At 65.4% G+C, this 19,845-nt stretch carries 19 protein-coding genes; 13 read left to right on the top strand and 6 right to left on the bottom strand.

Annotation, left to right across the window (positions count from 1 at the left end; all coding sequences use genetic code 11):
• Positions 1-75: 75 nt before the first annotated feature.
• The 5 genes from ACQY8M_RS26415 to ACQY8M_RS26395 are packed head-to-tail and all read right to left on the bottom strand — an operon-like array spanning position 76 to position 4,195.
• Complete coding sequence (locus tag ACQY8M_RS26415; RefSeq protein ID WP_428661941.1) at positions 76-555, bottom strand: MaoC family dehydratase; 480 nt, start codon at positions 553-555, stop codon at positions 76-78.
• Positions 555-1,715, bottom strand: a complete 1,161-nt coding sequence (locus ACQY8M_RS26410; RefSeq protein ID WP_428661939.1) for an acyl-CoA dehydrogenase family protein — start codon at positions 1,713-1,715, stop codon at positions 555-557. The genes ACQY8M_RS26415 and ACQY8M_RS26410 overlap by 1 nt, the downstream gene beginning before the upstream one ends.
• The gene (locus tag ACQY8M_RS26405) at positions 1,715-2,203 is read right to left on the bottom strand and encodes a MaoC family dehydratase (RefSeq protein WP_428661936.1); all 489 of its coding nucleotides are present in this window, start codon (positions 2,201-2,203) and stop codon (positions 1,715-1,717) included. Before ACQY8M_RS26405 ends, ACQY8M_RS26410 begins: the two co-directional genes overlap by 1 nt.
• 15 nt (positions 2,204-2,218) lie before the next feature.
• Positions 2,219-3,562: an MmgE/PrpD family protein gene (locus ACQY8M_RS26400; protein ID WP_428661934.1), complete on the bottom strand. Its 1,344-nt coding sequence runs from the start codon at positions 3,560-3,562 to the stop codon at positions 2,219-2,221.
• A gap of 27 nt (positions 3,563-3,589) precedes the next feature.
• Positions 3,590-4,195 (bottom strand): class I SAM-dependent methyltransferase, encoded by a 606-nt coding sequence (locus ACQY8M_RS26395; RefSeq protein ID WP_428661931.1) that lies wholly within the window; start codon positions 4,193-4,195, stop codon positions 3,590-3,592.
• A 56-nt stretch (positions 4,196-4,251) separates the two neighbouring features.
• Here ACQY8M_RS26395 and ACQY8M_RS26390 point away from each other — a divergent pair, with 56 nt between their 5' ends.
• The 7 genes from ACQY8M_RS26390 to ACQY8M_RS26360 all read left to right on the top strand — a co-directional run bounded on the left by ACQY8M_RS26390 (position 4,252) and on the right by ACQY8M_RS26360 (position 11,824).
• Complete coding sequence (locus tag ACQY8M_RS26390; protein WP_428661928.1) at positions 4,252-5,271, top strand: ABC transporter substrate-binding protein; 1,020 nt, start codon at positions 4,252-4,254, stop codon at positions 5,269-5,271.
• Positions 5,272-5,411: 140 nt separating this feature from the next.
• Positions 5,412-7,145: an ABC transporter permease gene (locus ACQY8M_RS26385; protein ID WP_428661925.1), complete on the top strand. Its 1,734-nt coding sequence runs from the start codon at positions 5,412-5,414 to the stop codon at positions 7,143-7,145.
• Complete coding sequence (locus ACQY8M_RS26380) at positions 7,142-8,122, top strand: ABC transporter ATP-binding protein (RefSeq protein ID WP_428661923.1); 981 nt, start codon at positions 7,142-7,144, stop codon at positions 8,120-8,122. The genes ACQY8M_RS26385 and ACQY8M_RS26380 overlap by 4 nt, the downstream gene beginning before the upstream one ends.
• Before the next feature lie 21 nt (positions 8,123-8,143).
• Entirely contained in the window at positions 8,144-9,322 is a 1,179-nt protein-coding gene (locus tag ACQY8M_RS26375; protein WP_428661920.1) for a CaiB/BaiF CoA transferase family protein, read from the top strand.
• Positions 9,322-10,119: an enoyl-CoA hydratase gene (locus ACQY8M_RS26370; protein ID WP_428661917.1), complete on the top strand. Its 798-nt coding sequence runs from the start codon at positions 9,322-9,324 to the stop codon at positions 10,117-10,119. The genes ACQY8M_RS26375 and ACQY8M_RS26370 overlap by 1 nt, the downstream gene beginning before the upstream one ends.
• A gap of 2 nt (positions 10,120-10,121) precedes the next feature.
• The gene (locus tag ACQY8M_RS26365) at positions 10,122-11,003 is read left to right on the top strand and encodes a phytanoyl-CoA dioxygenase family protein (protein ID WP_428661915.1); all 882 of its coding nucleotides are present in this window, start codon (positions 10,122-10,124) and stop codon (positions 11,001-11,003) included.
• Positions 11,000-11,824, top strand: coding sequence for a hypothetical protein (locus tag ACQY8M_RS26360; protein ID WP_428661912.1), 825 nt, complete (start codon positions 11,000-11,002; stop codon positions 11,822-11,824). Before ACQY8M_RS26365 ends, ACQY8M_RS26360 begins: the two co-directional genes overlap by 4 nt.
• Positions 11,825-11,861: 37 nt before the next feature.
• On the opposite strand, the gene ACQY8M_RS26355 is transcribed toward ACQY8M_RS26360, so the two are convergent.
• Positions 11,862-12,713: a polysaccharide deacetylase family protein gene (locus ACQY8M_RS26355; protein ID WP_428661910.1), complete on the bottom strand. Its 852-nt coding sequence runs from the start codon at positions 12,711-12,713 to the stop codon at positions 11,862-11,864.
• A 132-nt stretch (positions 12,714-12,845) separates the two neighbouring features.
• Between ACQY8M_RS26355 and ACQY8M_RS26350 the strand changes: the two genes are divergently transcribed.
• The 6 genes from ACQY8M_RS26350 (at position 12,846) to ACQY8M_RS26325 (ending at position 19,843) form a co-directional block, all read left to right on the top strand.
• Positions 12,846-13,667: an ABC transporter ATP-binding protein gene (locus ACQY8M_RS26350; RefSeq protein WP_428661908.1), complete on the top strand. Its 822-nt coding sequence runs from the start codon at positions 12,846-12,848 to the stop codon at positions 13,665-13,667.
• Complete coding sequence (locus ACQY8M_RS26345; protein WP_428661904.1) at positions 13,664-15,619, top strand: AMP-binding protein; 1,956 nt, start codon at positions 13,664-13,666, stop codon at positions 15,617-15,619. Before ACQY8M_RS26350 ends, ACQY8M_RS26345 begins: the two co-directional genes overlap by 4 nt.
• Positions 15,620-16,525, top strand: a complete 906-nt coding sequence (locus tag ACQY8M_RS26340) for a branched-chain amino acid ABC transporter permease (RefSeq protein WP_428661902.1) — start codon at positions 15,620-15,622, stop codon at positions 16,523-16,525.
• Between the two features lie 166 nt (positions 16,526-16,691).
• Positions 16,692-17,759: a branched-chain amino acid ABC transporter permease gene (locus ACQY8M_RS26335; protein WP_428661899.1), complete on the top strand. Its 1,068-nt coding sequence runs from the start codon at positions 16,692-16,694 to the stop codon at positions 17,757-17,759.
• A 41-nt stretch (positions 17,760-17,800) separates the two neighbouring features.
• On the top strand, positions 17,801-19,048 hold the full coding sequence (locus ACQY8M_RS26330) for an ABC transporter substrate-binding protein (protein ID WP_428661896.1): 1,248 nt from the start codon (positions 17,801-17,803) through the stop codon (positions 19,046-19,048).
• A 3-nt stretch (positions 19,049-19,051) separates the two neighbouring features.
• On the top strand, positions 19,052-19,843 hold the full coding sequence (locus ACQY8M_RS26325; protein ID WP_428661894.1) for an ABC transporter ATP-binding protein: 792 nt from the start codon (positions 19,052-19,054) through the stop codon (positions 19,841-19,843).
• Positions 19,844-19,845: the final 2 nt, after the last annotated feature.

Below are 19,845 nucleotides of genomic sequence, written 5' to 3'. Positions count from 1 at the left end.
GAGCCGCTCATGGGATGACCTGTCCGAAGAAGAGCGGCTCTGGAGAGCCGCGCTCCCAGCAAGCCGCCCCCGGCGTCACTTGTCGCCCCAGTGGCTGCGGCGCTTGATCAGGACCCAGCGCTCGCCCTCGAAGATGTGCTTGTCGTCCTGGTTCACGCCGTAGTGCTTGAAGCGGACGATGCCGGCGTCGGGCTGCTCGGCATCGCTCGTCCCGAGCACCTCGCTGTAGCAATAGAGCGTGTCGCCGTGATAGAGGGGCCCCTTCAGGCGAATCTTGTCCATGCCAAGTTCGGCCAGCGCGTTCTCCGCGGTGTCCTGGGCCGCGAGCCCGATGCACATCGAGATGGTGACGCCGCCGAAGCCGAGCCGCTGGCCGTAGTTCGTGCTCTTGGTCAGGTGCTCGTTGAAGTGCGCTTCGGCGGTGTTCATAGTCACGTTGGTGATCCAGACCTGCTCCATCGGCTCCACGGTCTTGCCGCGCGCGTGCTTCAGCACGTCGCCGACCTTGAAGTCCTCGAAGTAGTTGGCGGTCCCGGTGAGGGCGGAGACTTTCATCAGTTCCTCCCGCGGCCGAGCAGCCGGTCGGAGATGATGCGCTTCTGGATCTCCGATGTTCCTTCGAAGATCTTCGTCAGGCGCGCGTCGCGCCAGTGGCGCTCGACGGAATGCAGCGTCGTATAGCCTGCGCCGCCGTGGATCTGGATGCCCTCGCTGCAGACGCGCTCGGCCATCTCGGAGGCGAACAGCTTCACCATCGAGGCTTCCTTGTCGCAGCGCTGGCCTGTGTCGATCTGCTCGCAGACGAAGTAGTTGAGCTGGCGCGCCGCCTCGATCTGGGTCGCCATCTCGGCGATCTTGAAGCGGATCGCCTGGAAGTCGGAAATCGGCCGCTCGAACTGGCGGCGCTCGCCGGCATACCGGATCGAATCGTCGAGCGCCCCCTGGGCGAGGCCGATGGCGCGAGCCGCCGTATGGGCGCGCGCCGTCTCGAGGCCGGAGGTGGCATAGTAGAACGCCTGGCCTTCCTCGCCGATCATGTCGCTGGCCTCGACGCGGAAATTGTCGAAGGCGAGCTCGTAGGTCTTCCAGCCGAAATAGCCGATCTTGGGAATCGGCGCGCCGTTGCAGCCCTTCGGCAGGGTGCCGCGCTTCTTCTCGACGAAGAACATCGACAGGCCGAGATGGCGCTTGCCCGGCGGGGCATCCGATGTGCGGGCGATGATGATCAGGAAGTCGGCGCCATCGGCGAAGGTGCACCAGTACTTGTTGCCGCTGATCAGGTAGCCCGTGCCGTCCTTCCTGGCGCGGCAGGAAATATTGGAGATGTCCGAGCCGGCGTTGGGCTCCGACATCGAAAAAGCGCCCAGGAACTCACCCTTGGCCATGCGCGGAAGATACCGGGCCCGCTGCTCCTCGCTCATCATGTGACTGCCGATCAGCAGGTTGCCGCGGGCGATCAGCGAGGCGACGCTCATCCAGCCGCGCGACAGCTCCTCGGTCACCAGGCAGTACTCGAAGCAGCCGAGGCCGAGGCCGCCGTACTGCTCGGGGATCAGGATTCCGAAGTAGCCAAGCTCCGCCATCTTGTCCCGCAGGTCCATCGGGATGTCGCCCTTCTCGGGATCGAGCTTGTTGGCGACGGGCAGGACCTCGTTCAGGGTGAACTCGCGCGCCTGCTCCTGGATCATGCGGCGTTCTTCGGTGATGTAGGGCATTAGGCGGCCGTCCTTTGGCGAACGAGGTTGGTGCGCTTGAAGTCGATGACCTTCTCTTCACGCTGATTCAAGCCAGTTGTGTGCCAGGTGACGATGCCGAAGCCCTTGTGAGAGTCCGACACGCGGCGGTCGAGCACGACCGACTCGGCCCGCAGCGAATCGCCCGGGTACACCGGCTGGTGATAGCTGAGCTGGTTGACCCCGAGGAACGGACCGCCGCCCTCGCTCAGGTCCTCGACCGTCAGGCCGAACACCGTGGTGAATACCAGGAGCGGATTGACGACGATGCCTTGGTGACCGTGCGCACGAGCGTAGGCCGCGTTGTAGTAGTGCGGGTTGAAATGCAGGGTCAGGGTCGAGAAGAGGGTGCTTTCCGATTCGGTGACGGTCCGGCCCCAATGGTGCTTGAACACCCGGCCGGGCTCGAAATCCTCATAACGGTTTCCCTTGGGCACGGGCCGGGCCCGTGTCCTGAAGTCGTCCGACATTCCGTCTCCTTGCGTCTACTTCGTCGCAGCGCGGGCCAGTTCGCCCACATCGGCCAGCGTGTCAATGCGCTCGATGGCGTCGCGGAGGCGGCGCGCGCCGGCGGCACCAAGCACCGGCGTGACCAGGCTGTCGAATTTGGTCTCCAGCGCGGTGCGCTGCCTGGCGACGTCGGCCCAGGGAATCCCCGAGTCGTGGGTCGCCTCGATCGTGGTGCCGTCGTCGAGCTGGATCGCCATCTCGGAAAGGGACTTGGCCCAGCCCGGCTTGAATTCGATCTCCATCTTGTCGCGCAGCGCCTTCATGCGCGGCTCCTGCGTGACCGCGGCGGTGTAGGAGTCGACATTCGCCGTATCGACCCCGGTGAGCGCCATCGCCACCGTCTGCCGGAGCGAGAACTTGGCTTCCAGCCCGCTCGTCGGGTCCGCGATGTTGCAGACCTTGTCTGCGCCCGAATCGATCCTGAGCGTGATCTTCCGCACCCGCTCCGGTGGGAAGTTGCTCTTCAGCCGGATTTCTCGCGCGCACTCGATCGGCGCATGCGTCAGGTAGCAGGCGGCATGGTGCTTGAAGAGATTGTTGCGGAGATGCCAGCCGGACGGGGGCTCGGCGAGGGCGGCGTCGATCTCGAGATCGTCGCTTTGCGAGGAGGCAAAGCCCTGGTCGCACTCGAGCGAGTCGCCGCGCGCGGTGAAACCCTTGGCGGCGAGCCGGGCGGCGCGCAGGCCGTGCTCGGACGCCGTGCCGGCGTGCAGGGGCTTGCACATCGTTCCAAAGTTCGACTTGAGGCCGGCGGCCTGGGTGGCGGCGATGCCGAAGGCGACGGCGAGCTGTTCGTCCGTGAGGCCCAGCATGCGGCCGGCGGCAGCCGTCGCCGAGAAGGAGCCAACAGTGCCGGTGACGTGGAAGCCTTTCAGGTAATGGCTTGGCGCCACAAGCCTGCCGACCCGTCCGGAGGTCTCGTAGCCGGCGATGAAGCTCTCGATGAAGAGGCGGCCCGGCGCCTTGATCTGCTCGCCGAGCGCCAGCAGCGCCGGCACGACGGTCACGGTCGGATGGCCGCCCATGGCGAAGTTCACGTCGTCGTAGTCGAGTGCATGGCTCGCCGCCCCGTTGATCAGGGCGGCGGCCGAGGGCAGCGTCTTCTCGCTGCGGCCGACGAGGCTCGCCGAGCCGATGGCGCCGTCCTCGATCGCCTCTCGGACCAGGATGTCGGTCAGCTCGTCCTGCGCGCCGCATACGGTGACGGCAAACCAGTCGAGCAGGCACTGCTTGGTGCGCTCGACGAGATCGTCGGGAAAATCGCTCCAGGCGAGGTGAGCGGCCTTCCTGGCGATTTCGGCTGTGACGGCGACGGCCATGCTGGTTCTCCCTTGGGACGACGAAGTTTATCGCTTCCGAGCGACGATATGGAAGATGTGCCAGTGCTTTGGATTGCCCCGCGGCGTGACGCCGTCGGCCTCTTCTTCCTCGAACATCTCGACGTCGAACCCGTCGAGCAGCGCCAGCGCCTCGCTGCGATCGAGGAACGTAATGCCCGCGCGGCCCATCCAGCTGTCGCGCTTGCCGTACCACTGGCCGCTGAAGCGACCGCCCGGCGGAAGCGCCTCGCGAATTCGCGTCCATAGGCCGTGAAATCGCTCCGGCTCGCAAAGCGGCATGGCGAAGCTCGAATTCACGAGCTGCAAGCCGAGTGGCAGCGGCACGTCTTCCAGCCGCGCGACGATCGGCGTGATCCTCTCCGCGCCGGGAAGGTCGCGCGCTGCGAGCCGGCGCAAAGCCTCCGGCTCGGCATCGACCGCAACGACGCTCCAGCCGCGTCGCAGAATTTCGACGATGTCGCGTCCGTCACCGCAGCCGAGATCGATCGCGAGCGCATCCGCGGGCGTTTCACCCGACGCGCCGAACGCGTCGAGCGCGGCGACGAGCGTGCGGCGCGGCGGTCGGTCGCGCAGCTTCTCATAGTAGTCGGCCCATCCGCGAGCTTGTGACATTGCGCTCCGTGTGATTCTATCGAGCCAACGATAACAGAGCGTTCCGGGAGGAACACATGAAGAAGTGGGCGTCGCTTATCATCGCTGCTGCGTTCGTATTTGGCCCGATGACGGCGCATGCCGACATGAAGGCGCTCGAGGAGGCCGCCAAGAAGGAAGGCGAGCTCACCTGGTATGTCGCGCATTACACCTCGGAAGGTGCCGAGGAGCTGGGAGCCGACTTCGGGAAGCTCTACGGCATCAAGGTCAACGTGGTCCGCACCACGGCGCAGGTCGCCTATCAGCGGCTGACCCAGGACATCAAGAACAACCAGACGATTTGCGACGTCTTCTCGTCGACCGATATCGGCCACTATGTGCGCCTGAAGGCGGAAGGCAAGCTCGAGAAGTACACGCCGGAAGACACGACGAAGATCGTCGAAGCGTTCCGCGGCCTCGACCCGGACGGCTACTATCACACGACCTCGGCCGGCCTCGTGCTGTTGACCTACAACACCTCGAAGGTGAAGCCTGAGGACGCGCCGAAGAACTGGACCGATCTGCTCGACCCGAAGTGGAAGGGCAAGGTTTCGACCGGGCACCCGGCCTTCTCGGGCTACGTCGGCACCTGGGTCCTGATGATGAAGAAGTTGTATGGCTGGTCGTTCTTCGACAAGCTGGAGAAGAACAAGCCGCAGATCGGCCGCTCGATCAACGACACGGTGACGGCGCTCAATGCCGGCGAACGCCAGGTTGCCGCCGGCGCCGACGGCTCGACGCTGTTCAGTGCCGCGCGCGGCAACCCCCTGGCCATCAGCTATCCGAAGGATGGAGCCGTGCTGATCATCGCGCCGTCCAGCATCATGAAGGGCACCAAGCATCTCAACGCGTCCAAGCTCTTCATGGAGTACCTCTATTCGGTGGAAGCGGCGAAGATCAACGCCAAGCATTTCGCCGTCCCGCTGCGGCCGGAAGTGCCGGCGCCTCCGGGCGCCAAGCCGGTCGCGGAGGTCAAGACGGTGAAGCCGACCGTCGCCGAGATCGACAAGGGCATCCCCGAGGTGATCGAGCAGTGGCGGGACACTTTCGGCAACTGAGACGTGAGCAGCGTGCGTATGGTGCCAGGCCGCGGAACGTTCACCGTGTCGTCGCGAGCGCAGCGAGGAAACTGTACTGGTCATCTTAAATCCCTCGCTGCGCTCGCGATGACGAAGTTCTTTTGCCAAGGGAGAGCATCGTGACCGTCGCCGCCCCAGCCCTGCCGTCGGCGGCAAACCGCTCGTCGCGGCTCGGCGGCTTCGATCCGACCTGGCTGCTGTGGCTCGCGATCATCGCCGTGCTGCTGTTCCTGGTGGTGAGCCCCTTCGTCTACCTCGTGCTGACGAGCTTCCAGAACGAAAAGACGGGTGCCTTCACCTTCGCCAACTATGGCATCGCCTACGGGCGCGAGCGTTATGTCGATGCCCTGTTCAACTCGCTGCAACTGGGCGCGGGCGCGGCGCTGCTCGCCGGCGCGTTCGCCGTGCCGCTCGCCTGGGCGGTATCGCGCACCAACATGCCGGGACGTGGCTTCGTACGCATGATGGTGCTCGCGACCTTCATCACGCCGCCCTACACCGGCACCGTCGCCTGGATCCTGCTGGCCGGGCCCAACGCGGGCTGGCTCAACCGCATCTATGTGATGCTGACGGGAGCGGAGGCGGGGCCGTTCAACATCTACAGCTTTCCCGGTCTCGTCGTCGTCATCGCGCTCTATTCTTTCCCGTACATCTTCATCTTCACCAACGCCGCGCTAGAGCTCGTTTCGTCGGAGATGGAGGACGCGGCCAACATCCTGGGCGCCGGCGCCTGGCGCACCATGCGCAAGGTGACGCTGCCGCTGGCGCTCCCGGCGATACTCGGCGGGCTGATCATCTGCTTCCTCGAGGCGATCGCGCTGTTCGCCTCGCCGGCGATGATCGCGATCCCTGCACGCTTCAACGTGGTGACGACCCAGCTCTTCCAGTTCTTCGGCAATCCGGTCCGCGTCGAGGTCGCGGCTGCCTACGCCATGCCGCTGCTCGGCGTCACGGTTCTGCTGTTCCTGGTCCAGCGGCTGATGACCCACCGCAAGGGCTTCGTGTCTCTGACCGGGAAGGGCGGCGAGCGCCGGCCGATTGATCTCGGACCGTGGCGGTGGGCGGCGTTCGGCTACGCCATGTTCGTGGGCGCCCTGTCGGTGTTCCTGCCGTACATCTTCCTGCTGCAGGCGGCCTTCGCCAAAGCCTGGGGCAGGGGCTTCGCAGTCGACAACCTCACGTTCAAGAACTTCAATTTCGTGCTGTTCGAGCATGCGACGGCAGCCCAGTCGGTCTGGAACAGCTTCCTGTTCGGTGGTGCCGCTGCGACGGCGGGTGTGATCATCACCCTGGGCGTCGCCTACATCGTCGTGCGCCGGCTGGTGCCGTTCGGCGGCCTCCTCGGCTTCCTGTGCGTGGCGCCGTTCGTGATCCCGGGCGTGGTGCTGGCGATCGGCTTCTATGCTGCTTACGCCCCGCCGCCGCTCGCGCTCTACGGCACCTCGCTGATCCTGATCCTGGCTTTCACCACGCGCTTCCTGCCGATCGGCTACGTCAATGCCCACTCGGCGATCCAGAGTCTCAATCCCGAGATGGAGGAGGCCGTGCGCGTGCTGGGCGGCAGCCGCCTGACGGCGCTGCGCCGGGTCGTGGCACCGCTGCTCAAGCGGAACCTGCTGGGCGCGTGGCTGCTGATCTTCATTCCGGCGACCCGCGAGCTGTCGTCGGCGATCTTCCTCTATGGGCCCGGCACCAAGGTCGTGTCGGTCATGATCTTCGACATGAGCGAGGAGGGCAACTTCGAGTATCTCGCGGCGCTTGCCCTGGTTCTGCAAATCCTGACCCTACCGCTCCTGTACATCGGTCAACGGGCCTTGGGACGTGACTTCATGCTGAGGCGCACCGCGACATGAGCAAGCTCGTCCTGAAGAACATCGGCAAGACCTACGGCAACTTCCACGCGGTGAACGACTTCTCCCTCGAATTGCAGTCGGGTGAGTTCGTGTCGCTGCTGGGGCCGTCCGGCTGCGGCAAGACCACGACCCTGCGCATGATCGCCGGCTTCATGCCGCCGACCTCCGGCACGATCGAGATCGACGGCCAGGTGATCTCCTCGCCGGCCGGCGTCGTGCCGCCCGAGAAGCGCGGCATGTCGATGATCTTCCAGAGCTACGCGATCTGGCCGAACATGACCGTCGGCCAGAACGTCGGATTCGGCCTCGAGGTCCGCAAGCTGCAGCGTGCCGAGATCGAACGGCGGACCGATCGCATCCTCGAGGTCGTCCAGTTGAGTGCTCTCAAGGGCCGCTATCCGGCCGAGCTGTCGGGCGGCCAGCAACAGCGCGTGGCTCTTGCCCGTGCCATCGTCGTCGAGCCGGCGGTGCTGCTGCTCGACGAGCCGCTGTCGAACCTCGACGCCAACCTGCGCGAGGAGATGCGCTTCGAGATCCGCCGCCTGCACGACGAGTTCAAGATCACAACGGTCTATGTCACGCACGACCAGTCCGAGGCGATGGTGACGTCGGACCGCATCGTCGTCATGAACAAGGGCCGTATCGAGCAGGTGGATCCACCTCACGTCCTGTACGGCAAGCCGAGGAGCCGCTTCGTGGCGGGCTTCATCGGCCGCACCAACTTCGTCGATCGCGACGGCGGCACCTACTCGATCCGGCCGCAGGCGATCGGCCTGTCCGCCGCCAGGCCGGTGGCGAACGCGGTGGAGGCCGACATCGTCGGCCGGTCCTATCTCGGCGAGTATTGGGACTACCTGGCCCAGCCGCTGGGCGAGACGAAGCCGCTGCGAGTCTCGACCGGGCCCAATGTTCTGTTCGATGTCGGCCAGCGGGTCTGGCTGGAGATCGATCCCGCCGCCATGGTACGTGTGGAGTAGCAACGTTCAAGAGAGTGAGAAATGACCGCAGGACCGCTCGCCCGCTATACCGTGCTCGATCTGACGCGGGTGCGCGCCGGTCCGACCGCGGTGCGGTACTTCGCCGACTGGGGCGCCAACGTCATCAAGGTCGAGATGCCGCCGTCGGCCGGCGAAATGGACATGGGCGGACCGCGCCACGGGCCCGACTTCCAGAACCTGCACCGCAACAAGCGCTCGATCACGCTCAACCTGAAGGAGGCCGAGGGCAAGGCCATCTTCATGAAGCTCGTGGAGAAGGCCGACGTGGTGGTCGAGAACTACCGCGCCGACGTGAAGTTCCGGCTCGGCATCGACTACGAGAGCCTGAAGAAGGTCAATCCGCGCGTCATTCTCGGGTCTATCTCCGGCTTCGGTCAGGACGGCCCCTACGCCGAGCGTGCCGGCTTCGACCAGATCGCCCAGGGCATGGGCGGCATCATGTGGGTGACGGGGCAACCCGGCGGCGGCCCGGTGCGCGCCGGCATTGCCGTCGCCGACGTGGGCGCGGGGCTGCATTGCGCCATCGGCTGCCTGATCGCCCTGCTGGAGCGCGAGGTATCGGGGCAGGGCCAGTGGGTGTCGAGCTCTCTCCTGCAGGCGATGATCTCGATGTGCGACTTCCAGGCCGCGCGCTGGACCATCGCCAAGGACGTGCCGGGCCAGGCCGGCAACAATCACCCGACGGGCATTCCGACCGGCGTGTTCAAGACCAGCGACGGCTATATCAACATCGCAGCCTCCGGCGACCACATCTACAAGCGCTTCTGCGAGTGCATCAAGGCGCCAGAACTGCTGAGCGACGAGCGCTTCTCCACGGCCAAGGCGCGGGTCAAGTACCGCGACGTGCTGAATGAGGAGATCGACAAGCGGATGGCGGCCTTCACCAGCGCCGAGGCGGTCGAGAAGCTCAACAAGGCCGGCGTGCCGGCCGGGCCGATCTACAAGATGGACGAGATGTTCGCCGACCCGCAGGTCAAGCACCTCAAGATGGCGCACCCCGTAGACCATCCCAAGCTCGGCACGATCGAGCTGATCGGCCAGGCGATCAACATGAGCCGTACGCCGTTCGAGATGAAGACCGCCACGCCGGAGCAGGGCGAGCACACCGACGCGGTGCTGAAGGAAGCCGGCTACGACGAGGCCGCCATCGCCAGCTTCCGCCAGCGGGGGGTGATTTGATGAACATCAGCCCCACCCCGAACATGATCGCGGAGAAGAACGGGCCGGTCGGCCGGCTCGTCTTCAACAAGCCGCAGAAGCACAACGCCACCTCGACCGACATGTGGGAGGCGATTCCGGTCATCCTCGACGACTTCGAGAAGGACCCGGCGATCAGGGTCGTCGTCGTCACCGGCGCAGGCGACAAGGCCTTCGTCTCGGGCGCCGACATCTCGGAGTTCGAGAAGGCACGCAACACGCCCGAGCAGGTCGCCTACTACGACAAGATCGGTGAGATTGCGAACGCCCGCCTCAACAAGTGCTCCAAGCCGACGATCGCCCGCATCCGCGGCTACTGCATCGGCGGCGGGCTGGCGGTGGCGCTGCTGTGCGACATCCGCATCGCGTCGGACGTCAGCAAGTTCGGCGTGCCGGCGGCGCGGCTCGGCCTCGGCTATCGCGCCAGCGGCCTCAAGATCCTGACGGATCTGGTCGGACCGTCGCACGCCAAGGAGATTTTCTTCACCGCCCGGCACTTCAATGCGCAGGAGGCATTCGGCATGGGCCTCGTAACCCGCATCGTCCCCGACGCGGAGCTCGACGCCTATGTCGATAACTATTGCAAGCTGATCGGCGAGAACGCGCCGCTCACCATTCATGCCGCCAAGCGCACGATCGAGGAGCTGACACGGCTCGACGGCAAGCCCGACTTCGACCGCCTCAGCGAGCTGGTCAAGCAGTGCTTCGATTCCGAAGATTACATCGAGGGCCGCACGGCATTCATGGAGAAGCGCCGGCCGCACTTCAAGGGACGCTGACCATGAAGACCCTGACCAAAGAGCAGTACGACGCGTTCTGGCGAGACGGCTACCTCATGGTCGAGGATGCCGTTACCCCCTCGCAGCTTGCCGCGCTGCAGGCCGAGATCAGGGCCTGGATCGAGGAAAGCCGTGCGCATCAGAAGCCGTTCGGGCCGCCGACGATCGACGGCCGGCCGCGCTTCGACATGGGCGCCGAGCACAGTGCCGAGAGGCCGGCGCTGCGCCGGATCAACAACCCGTCCGACATCTCCGATGCCTATCGCGAGGTCATGCTCGACGCCCGCACCGTCGACATGGTGGCCGACCTGGTCGGGCCGGACGTCAAGTTCCATCACTGCAAGATCAACCTGAAGCTTTCCGGCGCCAGGACCGAGGTCTCCTACCACCAGGACTTCGCCTACACGCCGCACACCAACGACGACATCGTGACGGCGCTGCTGTTCCTCGACGACATCGACGAGGATAACGGCTGCCTGACCGTCGTGCCGGGCTCGCACAAGGGGCCGCTGCTGTCGCTGTTCGAGGGCGAGCGCTTCACCGGCGCCGTCGCCGCCGACGCGGAAAAGCAGGCGCTGGCCCAGTCGATCCCCTGCATCGGCAAAGCGGGTGCCGTCTGCCTGATGCATACCAAGCTGCTGCACGGCTCGGCGGCCAACCGCTCGGATGCCTCGCGTGGGCTCTACATCTGCGTCTACACCGCGGCGGACGCCGTGCCGATCGCGCGCAACCCGATGCCGAGCCTCAACGAGGGCCGCATCGTGCGCGGCAAGGAAGCGCGGTTCGCCCGCTTGAGCGAAGGGCTAGTCGAGCTACCGAAGCAGCCCAAGACGGCCTCGTTCTTCACCGTGATCGGCCAGGAGTCGAAGCAGGCCGCCGAGTGAGCGATCCGTTTCCCGCCGTCACCGAGACGGCAGCCATCGGCGAAACCGCCGAGCTCTTTGCCGACATCCGCGCCACGGTCGGTGTCCGCGTCGTCAATCTCGTGTGGCGCCATCTCGCCACGATCGACGGTGCGCTGCCGTGGGCCTGGCGTGCGGTCAAGCCGCTCTACCTGCAGGGCATGGTCGACCGTGCGGCCGTACGGTTCCGGGAGACCATGAACCTGCCGGTGCTCGGCTCGCTCGCGGGCGATCAGCCGAAAAGCGTCGACGACGTGCTGGCGAGCTACGACCACTCCAACACGATCAACCTCTTCGCCCTGGGCGCACTGGTCGCGTGGCTGCGCGGCGAGATGGCGGGAGAGGGACTGCCCGAGACCGGTTCGCGTCTTCCAGCCCCGGACATCGTCCTGCCCAAGCTCGCTTCGGCGGAAGACGTTGCTCCAGAAACCTGGGCATTGGTCTTGCGCCTCAACCGCTTCGGCGATCCGCGCCAGCTCATTCTGGCCAGCATGTACCGGCATCTCGCCCATGCACCGGCGTTCCTGCAGCAGCTCGAATCAGTCCTGGCGCCGGTCGAGGCCGACGGTTCCCTCGCGCAGGCCATTGCCGGCAATCGCGCCGACGCCCATCAGCGCGCCAAGGTTCTGGCCCGTGCGATCGATGCAGCGAGGCCGCAGCATGCGACCGTGATCGAGGCTGCCATCGCGGCCTTCGTCGATCACGCCATCGGCAAGATGGTCACCATCTGCCGCGCGGTCCGGGTGGCGCGAGACGTTCCGCTTTCTCTTGCTGGGAGCGCGGGTCTCCAGACCCGCTCATGATTCCGAGCGGGTCTGGAGACCCGCGCTCCCGGCAGAGTTACTCCGCCGCCTTCGCTTGCCGCCGCGCCAGCCACTCCTTCATCGCCTGCTCCATGGTCATGAACACCGCGCCGCCGGCCTGCAGCGCCTTGATCAGCCGCTCGAGCATCATCATGCGGTGGCCGCGGCCGATCACGTGCGGGTGGAAGGTGTAGGTGAGGATGCCGAACTCCGGGCAGACCTCGTTCATGTAGCTGAAGTCGTCGACGAAGTTCGCCAACACATTGTTGGCGTTCATCAGGCCGGCCTGGATCGATCCGTTCGCGTTGCGCATGTATTCGAAGTGCGGATAGTCGTCGAGCGACCAGCTGATCGGCATCTCCACGAGCCGCGTCTCGCGGCCGCGCTGGAACGGCTTTTTGAGCTCGACCACGTCGTCCTGACGCGCGTAGTAGCAATCGTAGTCGTGGCCCATCAGCGAGCTGTCGTACTGGATGCGGTGCTTCAGCAGCAGGTCGATCGAATGGGGCGACAGGTCCCACGCCGGCGAGCGGTAGCCGCGCGCAAACTGACCGCTGATCCGCTTGATCGAGTTGTTGCCGCGGACGATCTCCTCCTCTTCCTCGTCACGCGACAGGCTGGCCGGCAGGCGATGGGTCCAGCCGTGGTGGGCGAGCTCGTGGCCGGCCTCGACATAGGGCATGACCGCCTGCGGGCTGCTGTCGATCGTATGGCCCGGCGTGAAAAAGGTCGCCTTGATATCGTAGCGGCCGAGCAGTGCTACCAGGCGGGGAATGACAACGGCGTCGTACTCGCCTCGCGAGATGTAGGTGGGTGTTGTCTGGCCGCGGGCGATGAAGCCGGACATGTGGTCATGGTCGAAGGTCAGGCAGACGATGTGGCGCGGCATGTCGCAATCCCTTGTGAATCGGATTCCTTGTGAATTGCATCAAGTCTAGGCGGATTTGTTGCGTTCGCCCATCGAAGCCTGCATGATGCGAAATAACGATAAGCAAAACAGGACCTTGAGTAGGGAGGGGTCATGGCGGGGGCGTCTGCCCGGCGCGCCGTTGCGGCCGAGGGTGACAACCAGCTCGTGGTCGACGGCGTGTCGAAGAAGTTCGGTGGCGTGGTTGCGTCGCAAGGCGTCTCTCTGGAAGTGCCGCGTGGCAGCATCGTGTCGATCATCGGCCCGAACGGTGCCGGCAAGACCTCGCTGCTGAACATGATTTCGGGCTTCTACAAGCCCGACACCGGCCGCGTGCTGCTCGAAGGCCAGGACATCACCCACCGCAAGCCGAGCGACATCGCCGGCCTCGGCATCGCACGGACCTTCCAGAACATCGCTCTCTTTCAGGGCCTGACCGTGCTCGACAACCTGATGCTGGGCCGCCACGTGCGGATGAAGGCGGGCGTGCTCGCCAGCGTCGTTTACTGGGGCATGGCGCAGAAGGAGGACATCAGGCACCGCGAGGCGGTCGAGGAGATCATCGAGTTCCTGAAGCTCCAGGACCTGCGCAAGCTGCCGACCTCGGCGCTGGCCTACGGCCTGCGCAAGCGGGTCGAGCTCGGCCGCGCGCTCGCCTCGGATCCCAAGGTGCTGCTGCTCGACGAGCCGATGGGCGGCATGAACCAGGACGAGAAGGAGGACATGGCGCGCTACATCCTCGACGTGAACCAGGAGCGCGGCATGACGGTCGTGCTGATCGAGCACGACATGGGCGTCGTCATGGACATCTCGGACAGGGTCGTGGTGCTCGACCGCGGCCGGCGGATCGCCGCCGGCACGCCCGACGAGGTGCAGCGCGATCCCAAGGTGATCGAGGCCTATCTTGGCGTCGCCAAGAGCGGAGGACGGACATGAGCCTGCTCGACTCGCCGAAGACCGACACGCTGCCGAAGTTGCTGCAGCGCAATGCGGAGGAGAGCCCGGGCGCGCCCGGCATCCGCGAGAAAACACGCGGCGTCTGGCAGACCTACGACTGGGCGGCCTATCGCGACCGGGTGCGCGACTTCGCGCTGGGGCTGGCCGCGATGGGCTTCAAGCGCGGCGACAAGCTCAGCGTCGTCGGCGACAACCGTCCCCAGCTCTACATGGCCCAGCTCTCCGCCCAGGTGCTGGGCGGGTTCTCGGTGCCGGTCTACCAGGATTCGATCGCTTCGGAGCTGGTCTACGTGCTCGATCATGCCGAGACGTCGGTGATCGTCGCCGAGGACCAGGAGCAGGTCGACAAGGCGCTGTCGCTCAAGGACAGGCTGCCCAAGCTGCGCTGGATCGTGTTCGACGATTCGCGCGGCCTGTGGGCTTACGACGATCCCATGCTGCGCTCGTTCGAGAGCGTTCTGGAAGAAGGCCGCGCCTTCGGGAAGGCCAATCCGGCATTCTACACCGCCGAGCTGGCTAAGGGTGGGCCGGACGATCTCGCGATGATCGCCTACACGTCCGGCACGACCGGCATGCCCAAGGGCGTGATGCTCAGCCATCGCAACATGATCGCATCGGCCGAGGCCTTCATCGAGATCAACGATACGAAGCCCGGCGACAATTGGCTGTCCTACCTGCCTATGGCCTGGGTCGGCGATGCCGCCTTCTCGCTCGGCATGACGCTCGCGGGCAAGCTGGTCGCCAACTGCCCGGAGAGTCCGGAGAGCGTGCAGCGCGACCTGCGCGAGCTTGGACCCAACGCGACGCTGGCCCCGCCGCGCATCTGGGAAAACATGCTGACCACGGTGCAGGTCAAGAGCGGCGATGCTTCTCCGGTCAAGCGCCGCGTGTTCGAGCACTTCCGGGCGCTGGCGGAGCGCTGCGAGCTCAAGAAGACCGACGGCAAGGCGCTCACGATGGGCGAGCGGCTGGGGCTCATGCTCGGCGAGGTGTTCGTCTACGGCCCGGTGCGCGATCAGCTCGGCCTGCGCAATGCGCGCTGGTGCTACACCGGCGGCGCGCCGCTCGGACCGGACACCTACCGCTTCTTCCGCTCGTTCGGGATCAATCTCAAGCAGGTCTACGGCGCGACCGAGGCTTCGGCCCTGATCGCCTGCCAATCCAACGCCGAGGCCAATCCCAACACGGTCGGCCGGCCGATCCCGCGGGTCGAGATCAGGATCGATGACAACGGCGAGGTCATGCTGAAGGGGCCCAACGTGTTCGTCGGCTACTTCAAGCAGGACGAGGTGACGCGCGAGACCCTGGTCGACGGCGGCTGGCTGCGCACCGGCGACGCCGGCTTCTTCGACAAGCAGGGCCAGCTCGTGATCATCGATCGCGCCAGGGACGTGGGCAAGCTGACCGACGGATCGGCCTTCGCGCCGCAGTTCATCGAGAACAAGCTGAAGTTCAGCCCGTTCATCCGCGAGGCGGTGGCGTTCGGCCACGGTCAGCCGATGGTCGTGGCGATGATCGCCATCGACATGCAGACGGTCGGAACCTGGGCGGAGAAGCAGGGGCTGGCCTACACCAGCTTCATGGACCTGAGCCGCAAGGCCGAGGTCGCTGGCCTGATCGCCGACGAGATCGCCAAGGCCAATGCCACCTTGCCCGACGTGCAGCAGGTCAAGCGCTTCCTGCTGCTCAACAAGGAGCTCGAGGCCGACGATGCCGAGATGACCCGCACCCGCAAGGTGCGGCGCAAATTCGTGGCCGAGAAATACGCGGCGGTGATCGATGCTTTCTACAACGGCGGCAAGGAGGTGCAGGTGACGATGGACATCACCTTCGAGGACGGCCGTAAGTCGTCGCTGACGAACGACATCGCGATCCACGACATCGAGCGCTACGGCACAGCGCGGCTGCAGCCCGCGCGGCAGGCGGCCTAGATGTCGGAGGATTTCGGCTTCTTCATCGCGCTGATGCTGAACGGCGTGTCGATCGGACTTATGTACTCGCTGATCGCGCTGGGGTTCGTGCTGGTCTACAAGGCGACCGACGCGATCAATTTCGCCCAGGGCGAATTCGTGATGATGGCCGCCCTGGTCGGTGCCGTCGTCGCCGGGCTCAGCGGCCCGCCGGTCGTGATGGCGATCGCGGCGGTGATCGCGACCCTGGCGGTGATGATCGGGTTCGGCTTCGGCCTCGAACGGGTCGTCCTGCGGCCGCTGCTCGGCCGGCCGATCGTCGCGGTGATCATGGCGACGATCGGGCTCGCGGCTGTCCTGCGCGGATTGACGCCAATCATCTTCGGCGGCGAGACGCGCGCGCTGCCACTGCCGATCAGCGACGATCCGATCACGATCGGCCCGGCGACCCTGCCGCCGATCCAGGTGCTGGGGGCGGGGGTGGCGATCCTGCTGTTCGTCTGTTTCAGCTGGTTCTTCAAGAAAAGCCGCATGGGTGTGGCGATGCGCGCCGTGGCCGACAACCAGCAGGTGGCGCAGGCGATGGGCATCAACGTCGAGCGCTACTTCGCGCTCGCCTGGGCGATGGGCGGCATCGTCGCGGCGCTGAGCGGCATCGTCTGGGGCAGCATGCTGGGCGTCGACGTGCAGATCGCGGTGGTCGGGCTCAAGGTGTTCCCGGTGGTGATCCTGGGCGGACTCGATTCGATCGGCGGCGCCCTGGTCGGCGGGCTGATCATCGGCATCGTCGAGAGCCTGGCCGCCGGCTATCTCGACCCCTATGTCGGCGGCGGCACCAAGGACTTCGCACCCTATTTGCTCATGATCCTGGTGCTGATGTTCCGGCCCTACGGCATCTTCGGCAAACGCCAGATCGAGCGCGTATGATGGACATCATTTTCCCGTCGTCCCGAGCGGAGCGAAGCGCAGTCGAGGGACCTGCTCATGTCCGCAGGCGTCGTATGAAAAGGTCCCTGCGCTGCGCCTCGCTACGCTCGGCTCCGGTCGGGACGACGAAGGTTTGTGTGGCACGCTTGGGCGAGGCGTCCTGATCATGTTCCATCGCGAAGCCGGAGTGTTCAAGACCAGCTACGCCGCGGACATGGCGCTCTATCCGCTGCCGATCGCCAAATGGACGGTGGCGGCGCTGGCGCTGATCTTCGTCGTGATCGTGCCGCTCACCCTGCACGATTATTATCTTTCGATCCTGAACCTGATCTTCATCGCCGTCGTCGGTGCGCTCGGGCTCAACATCCTGGTGGGTTACACCGGCCAGATCTCGCTGGGCCACGGCGCCTTCATGTCGGTCGGCGCCTATACCGCGGCCAACCTGGCGGTGAGACTCGACCTGCCGTTCTGGCTCACCTTGCCGGCCGGCGGCCTGATGGCGGCGTTCATCGGCGTCATGGTCGGTATCCCGAGCCTGCGCATCAAGGGCCTCTACCTGGCGATCGCGACGCTGGCAGGGCAGCTCATCATCGAATGGACGATCAACCACGTGCCGGCGATCTCGGGCGGCGCGCAGGCCTCGATCCAGGTCGACCGGCCGGATCTGTTCGGGCTGATCCTCAACACCCAGGGGCGGCTCTACTACTTCCTCCTGTTCTTCGCGGTGCTGGCGATCGTCGCAACGCTCAACCTGATGCGCAGCCGCATCGGTCGGGCCTTCATCGCCGTGCGCGACCAGGATATCGCCGCCGAGATCATCGGCATCGACATCTTCCGCTACAAGCTCCTGTCGTTCGCGATCTCGTCATTCTTCGCCGGCGTCTGCGGCGTGCTCTACACCTACTATTTCGGCATCGCCAACTACGAACAGTTCCAGCTCGGCGTGTCGATCGACTACCTCGCCATGATCATCATCGGCGGGCTGGGCTCGGTGCTAGGCTCGATCTTTGGCGCCGTGTTCATCACCCTGCTGCCGATCGTGATCCGCACGCTGATGGAGAACGTCGGCTCGCTGTTCTTCACCGAATCGGAGCTGGCGAGCGTGGTCTCGGGCACCCGGCTCGCCGTGTTCGGCGGGCTGATCATTTTTTTCCTGGTCATCGAGCCCGAGGGGCTCAATCGGCTGTGGCGCAATGTCCGGAGCTATTTCCGGGTCTGGCCCTTCTCCTACTAGGGGCGGGGTGTCGTAGCGAAGCAAGGCAAAGGGAGGAACGCATGGTGAGGTTCAAGAGGCGTTGGCTGGGCCTGGCGGTTACGACCGGCAGCCTGGCGTTTGCGACGGGCGCCTTTGCCCAGAGCAAGGAACTGATCTTCGGCTTCCAGTGCGATCGCACCGGGCCGACGGCGACGGTCGGCACCGTGCTGTGCCCCGGCTATCACGACTATATCGGCCTGATCAACAGCAAGGGCGGGGTCGAGGGCTACAAGATCCGGGTCATCGAGGTCGACAACGAATACAAGGTGCCGCCAGCGATCGAGGCGCACGAACGCTTCAAGAAGGAGGGTGCCGTTCTCGAAGGTCTCTATGGCACGCCTCAGACCGCCGCGCTGAACAAGAAGCTCGAGGAGGACAAGATACTCGGCACCTCGCCGGGCTTCGGCACGGCTGCGGCGGCCGACGGCAAGCGCTTCCCCTACACCTTCCCGATCGCGGCCAGCTACTGGTCGCAGGCTGGTGCCGCCCTCGAGTTCGCCAAGGAGAAGATGGGCGGGCTGAAGGGCAAGAAGATCGCCTACCTGTACTACGACAACCCGGCCGGCAAGGAAGGGTTGCCGATTATCGAGGATGTCGCCAAGACCGAGGGCTTCGAGCTGCGCACCTTCGCCGTGCCGGCGCCGGGCGTCGAGATGGGCTCGCAGGCGACCGACATCGTCCAGCGCTTCAAGCCGGACTTCATTGTCACCCACCTGTTCGGCCGTGCCCCGTCGGTCTCGATCAAGGAGCTGAAGGGCAAGGGCTTCCCGCTCAGCAAGGTCATCGCCTTCGTATGGGGCAGCGCCGAGGCCGACATCGTCGCCGCCGGCGGCATGGGCGTGGCCGAGGGCTACAACACCATCCAGTTCGCGGGCGTCGGCAAGGACTTCCCGGTGCTGAAGGAGATCGAGGCGATGTACAAGGCGCAGGGCAAGTCCGCGCCGAAGGAGATGGACTCGACCGTCTACTACAATCGCGGCGTCATGAACGCGGCGCTGCATGTCGAGGCGGTGCGCAATGCGATCAAGGCCAAGGGCGGCGCAGCGCCGACCCCGGAGGAGGTCAAGAAGGGCATGGAGTCGATCAAGGGCTTCACCCTGGGCGGCCTGCTGCCCCCGATGGAGCTGACGCCGACCGATCACGAGGGTGGCGGCTGGTGCCAGGTCTGGACCGTCAAGGGCGGCAAGCTGGTCATGACCAAGGACTGGTTCCAAGGCTACCGTGCGGTGATCCAGAAGCACCTCGCGGCGGACGCTTCGAAGTCCTGAACCTTGCTGTCGATCAACAACATCGAGGTCGTCTACGACCGCGTCATTCTCGTGCTCAAGGGCGTTTCGATCGAGGTCCGCGAGGGCTCGATCACGACGCTCCTGGGCGCCAATGGCGCGGGCAAGACGACGACCTTGAAGGCGATCTCGGGCGTGCTCCGCTCGGAGCGCGGGGAGGTCACCAAGGGCTCCGTCCAGCTCGCCGACCGCCGCATCGACGGCATGCGGGCGCACGAGGTAACCAAGCTCGGGCTGGTCCAGGTGTTCGAGGGCCGGCGGGTGTTCGAGCACCTGACGACCGAGGAGAACCTGGTCGCGGGCGGGCACGTCAGGAACGGCGCCGCGGTGAGCCAGGGGATAGACATGGTCTATTCCTACTTCCCCCGCCTCAAGGAACGGCGCCAGCAGCTCTCGGGCTACCTGTCCGGTGGCGAGCAGCAGATGCTGGCGATCGGCCGGGCGCTGATGAGCCAGCCCAGGGTCGTGCTGCTCGACGAGCCTTCGCTCGGGCTCGCACCCATGCTGGTCGAGGAGATCTTCGGCATCGTCGACCGGTTGGTGAAGCAGGAAAAGCTCTCCGTCCTGCTGGTCGAGCAGAATGCCAGCATGGCGCTGACCGTGGCCGACCACGGATATGTGATGGAGAACGGCCGCATCGTGCTGGAGGGGCCGGCGTCGAAGCTTCGCGACAATTCCGACATCAAGGAGTTCTATCTCGGGCTGAACGAAGGCGGCGCGCGCAAGAGCTATCACGACACCAAGCATTACAAACGGCGCAAACGCTGGCTATCCTAGGA

This window comes from Reyranella sp., from assembly GCF_965279465.1.
In the GTDB taxonomy this organism is placed as follows: Bacteria; Pseudomonadota; Alphaproteobacteria; order Reyranellales; family Reyranellaceae; genus Reyranella.
Note: the sequence above shows the minus strand (reverse complement) of the source record. Positions and strands in the feature narration are given on the sequence as shown.

What these genes read in the sequence shown, in the direction of transcription:
- ACQY8M_RS26410 (WP_428661939.1), bottom strand. Translation starts at nt 1,715, where the DNA reads ATGCCCTACATCACCGAAGAACGCCGCATGATCCAGGAGCAGGCGCGC.
- ACQY8M_RS26390 (WP_428661928.1), top strand. Translation starts at nt 4,252, where the DNA reads ATGAAGAAGTGGGCGTCGCTTATCATCGCTGCTGCGTTCGTATTTGGC.
- ACQY8M_RS26365 (WP_428661915.1), top strand. Translation starts at nt 10,122, where the DNA reads ATGAAGACCCTGACCAAAGAGCAGTACGACGCGTTCTGGCGAGACGGC.
- ACQY8M_RS26375 (WP_428661920.1), top strand. Translation starts at nt 8,144, where the DNA reads ATGACCGCAGGACCGCTCGCCCGCTATACCGTGCTCGATCTGACGCGG.
- ACQY8M_RS26395 (WP_428661931.1), bottom strand. Translation starts at nt 4,195, where the DNA reads ATGTCACAAGCTCGCGGATGGGCCGACTACTATGAGAAGCTGCGCGAC.
- ACQY8M_RS26415 (WP_428661941.1), bottom strand. Translation starts at nt 555, where the DNA reads ATGAAAGTCTCCGCCCTCACCGGGACCGCCAACTACTTCGAGGACTTC.
- ACQY8M_RS26340 (WP_428661902.1), top strand. Translation starts at nt 15,620, where the DNA reads ATGTCGGAGGATTTCGGCTTCTTCATCGCGCTGATGCTGAACGGCGTG.
- ACQY8M_RS26355 (WP_428661910.1), bottom strand. Translation starts at nt 12,713, where the DNA reads ATGCCGCGCCACATCGTCTGCCTGACCTTCGACCATGACCACATGTCC.
- ACQY8M_RS26400 (WP_428661934.1), bottom strand. Translation starts at nt 3,562, where the DNA reads ATGGCCGTCGCCGTCACAGCCGAAATCGCCAGGAAGGCCGCTCACCTC.
- ACQY8M_RS26405 (WP_428661936.1), bottom strand. Translation starts at nt 2,203, where the DNA reads ATGTCGGACGACTTCAGGACACGGGCCCGGCCCGTGCCCAAGGGAAAC.
- ACQY8M_RS26345 (WP_428661904.1), top strand. Translation starts at nt 13,664, where the DNA reads ATGAGCCTGCTCGACTCGCCGAAGACCGACACGCTGCCGAAGTTGCTG.
- ACQY8M_RS26350 (WP_428661908.1), top strand. Translation starts at nt 12,846, where the DNA reads ATGGCGGGGGCGTCTGCCCGGCGCGCCGTTGCGGCCGAGGGTGACAAC.
- ACQY8M_RS26370 (WP_428661917.1), top strand. Translation starts at nt 9,322, where the DNA reads ATGAACATCAGCCCCACCCCGAACATGATCGCGGAGAAGAACGGGCCG.
- ACQY8M_RS26380 (WP_428661923.1), top strand. Translation starts at nt 7,142, where the DNA reads ATGAGCAAGCTCGTCCTGAAGAACATCGGCAAGACCTACGGCAACTTC.
- ACQY8M_RS26335 (WP_428661899.1), top strand. Translation starts at nt 16,692, where the DNA reads ATGTTCCATCGCGAAGCCGGAGTGTTCAAGACCAGCTACGCCGCGGAC.
- ACQY8M_RS26330 (WP_428661896.1), top strand. Translation starts at nt 17,801, where the DNA reads ATGGTGAGGTTCAAGAGGCGTTGGCTGGGCCTGGCGGTTACGACCGGC.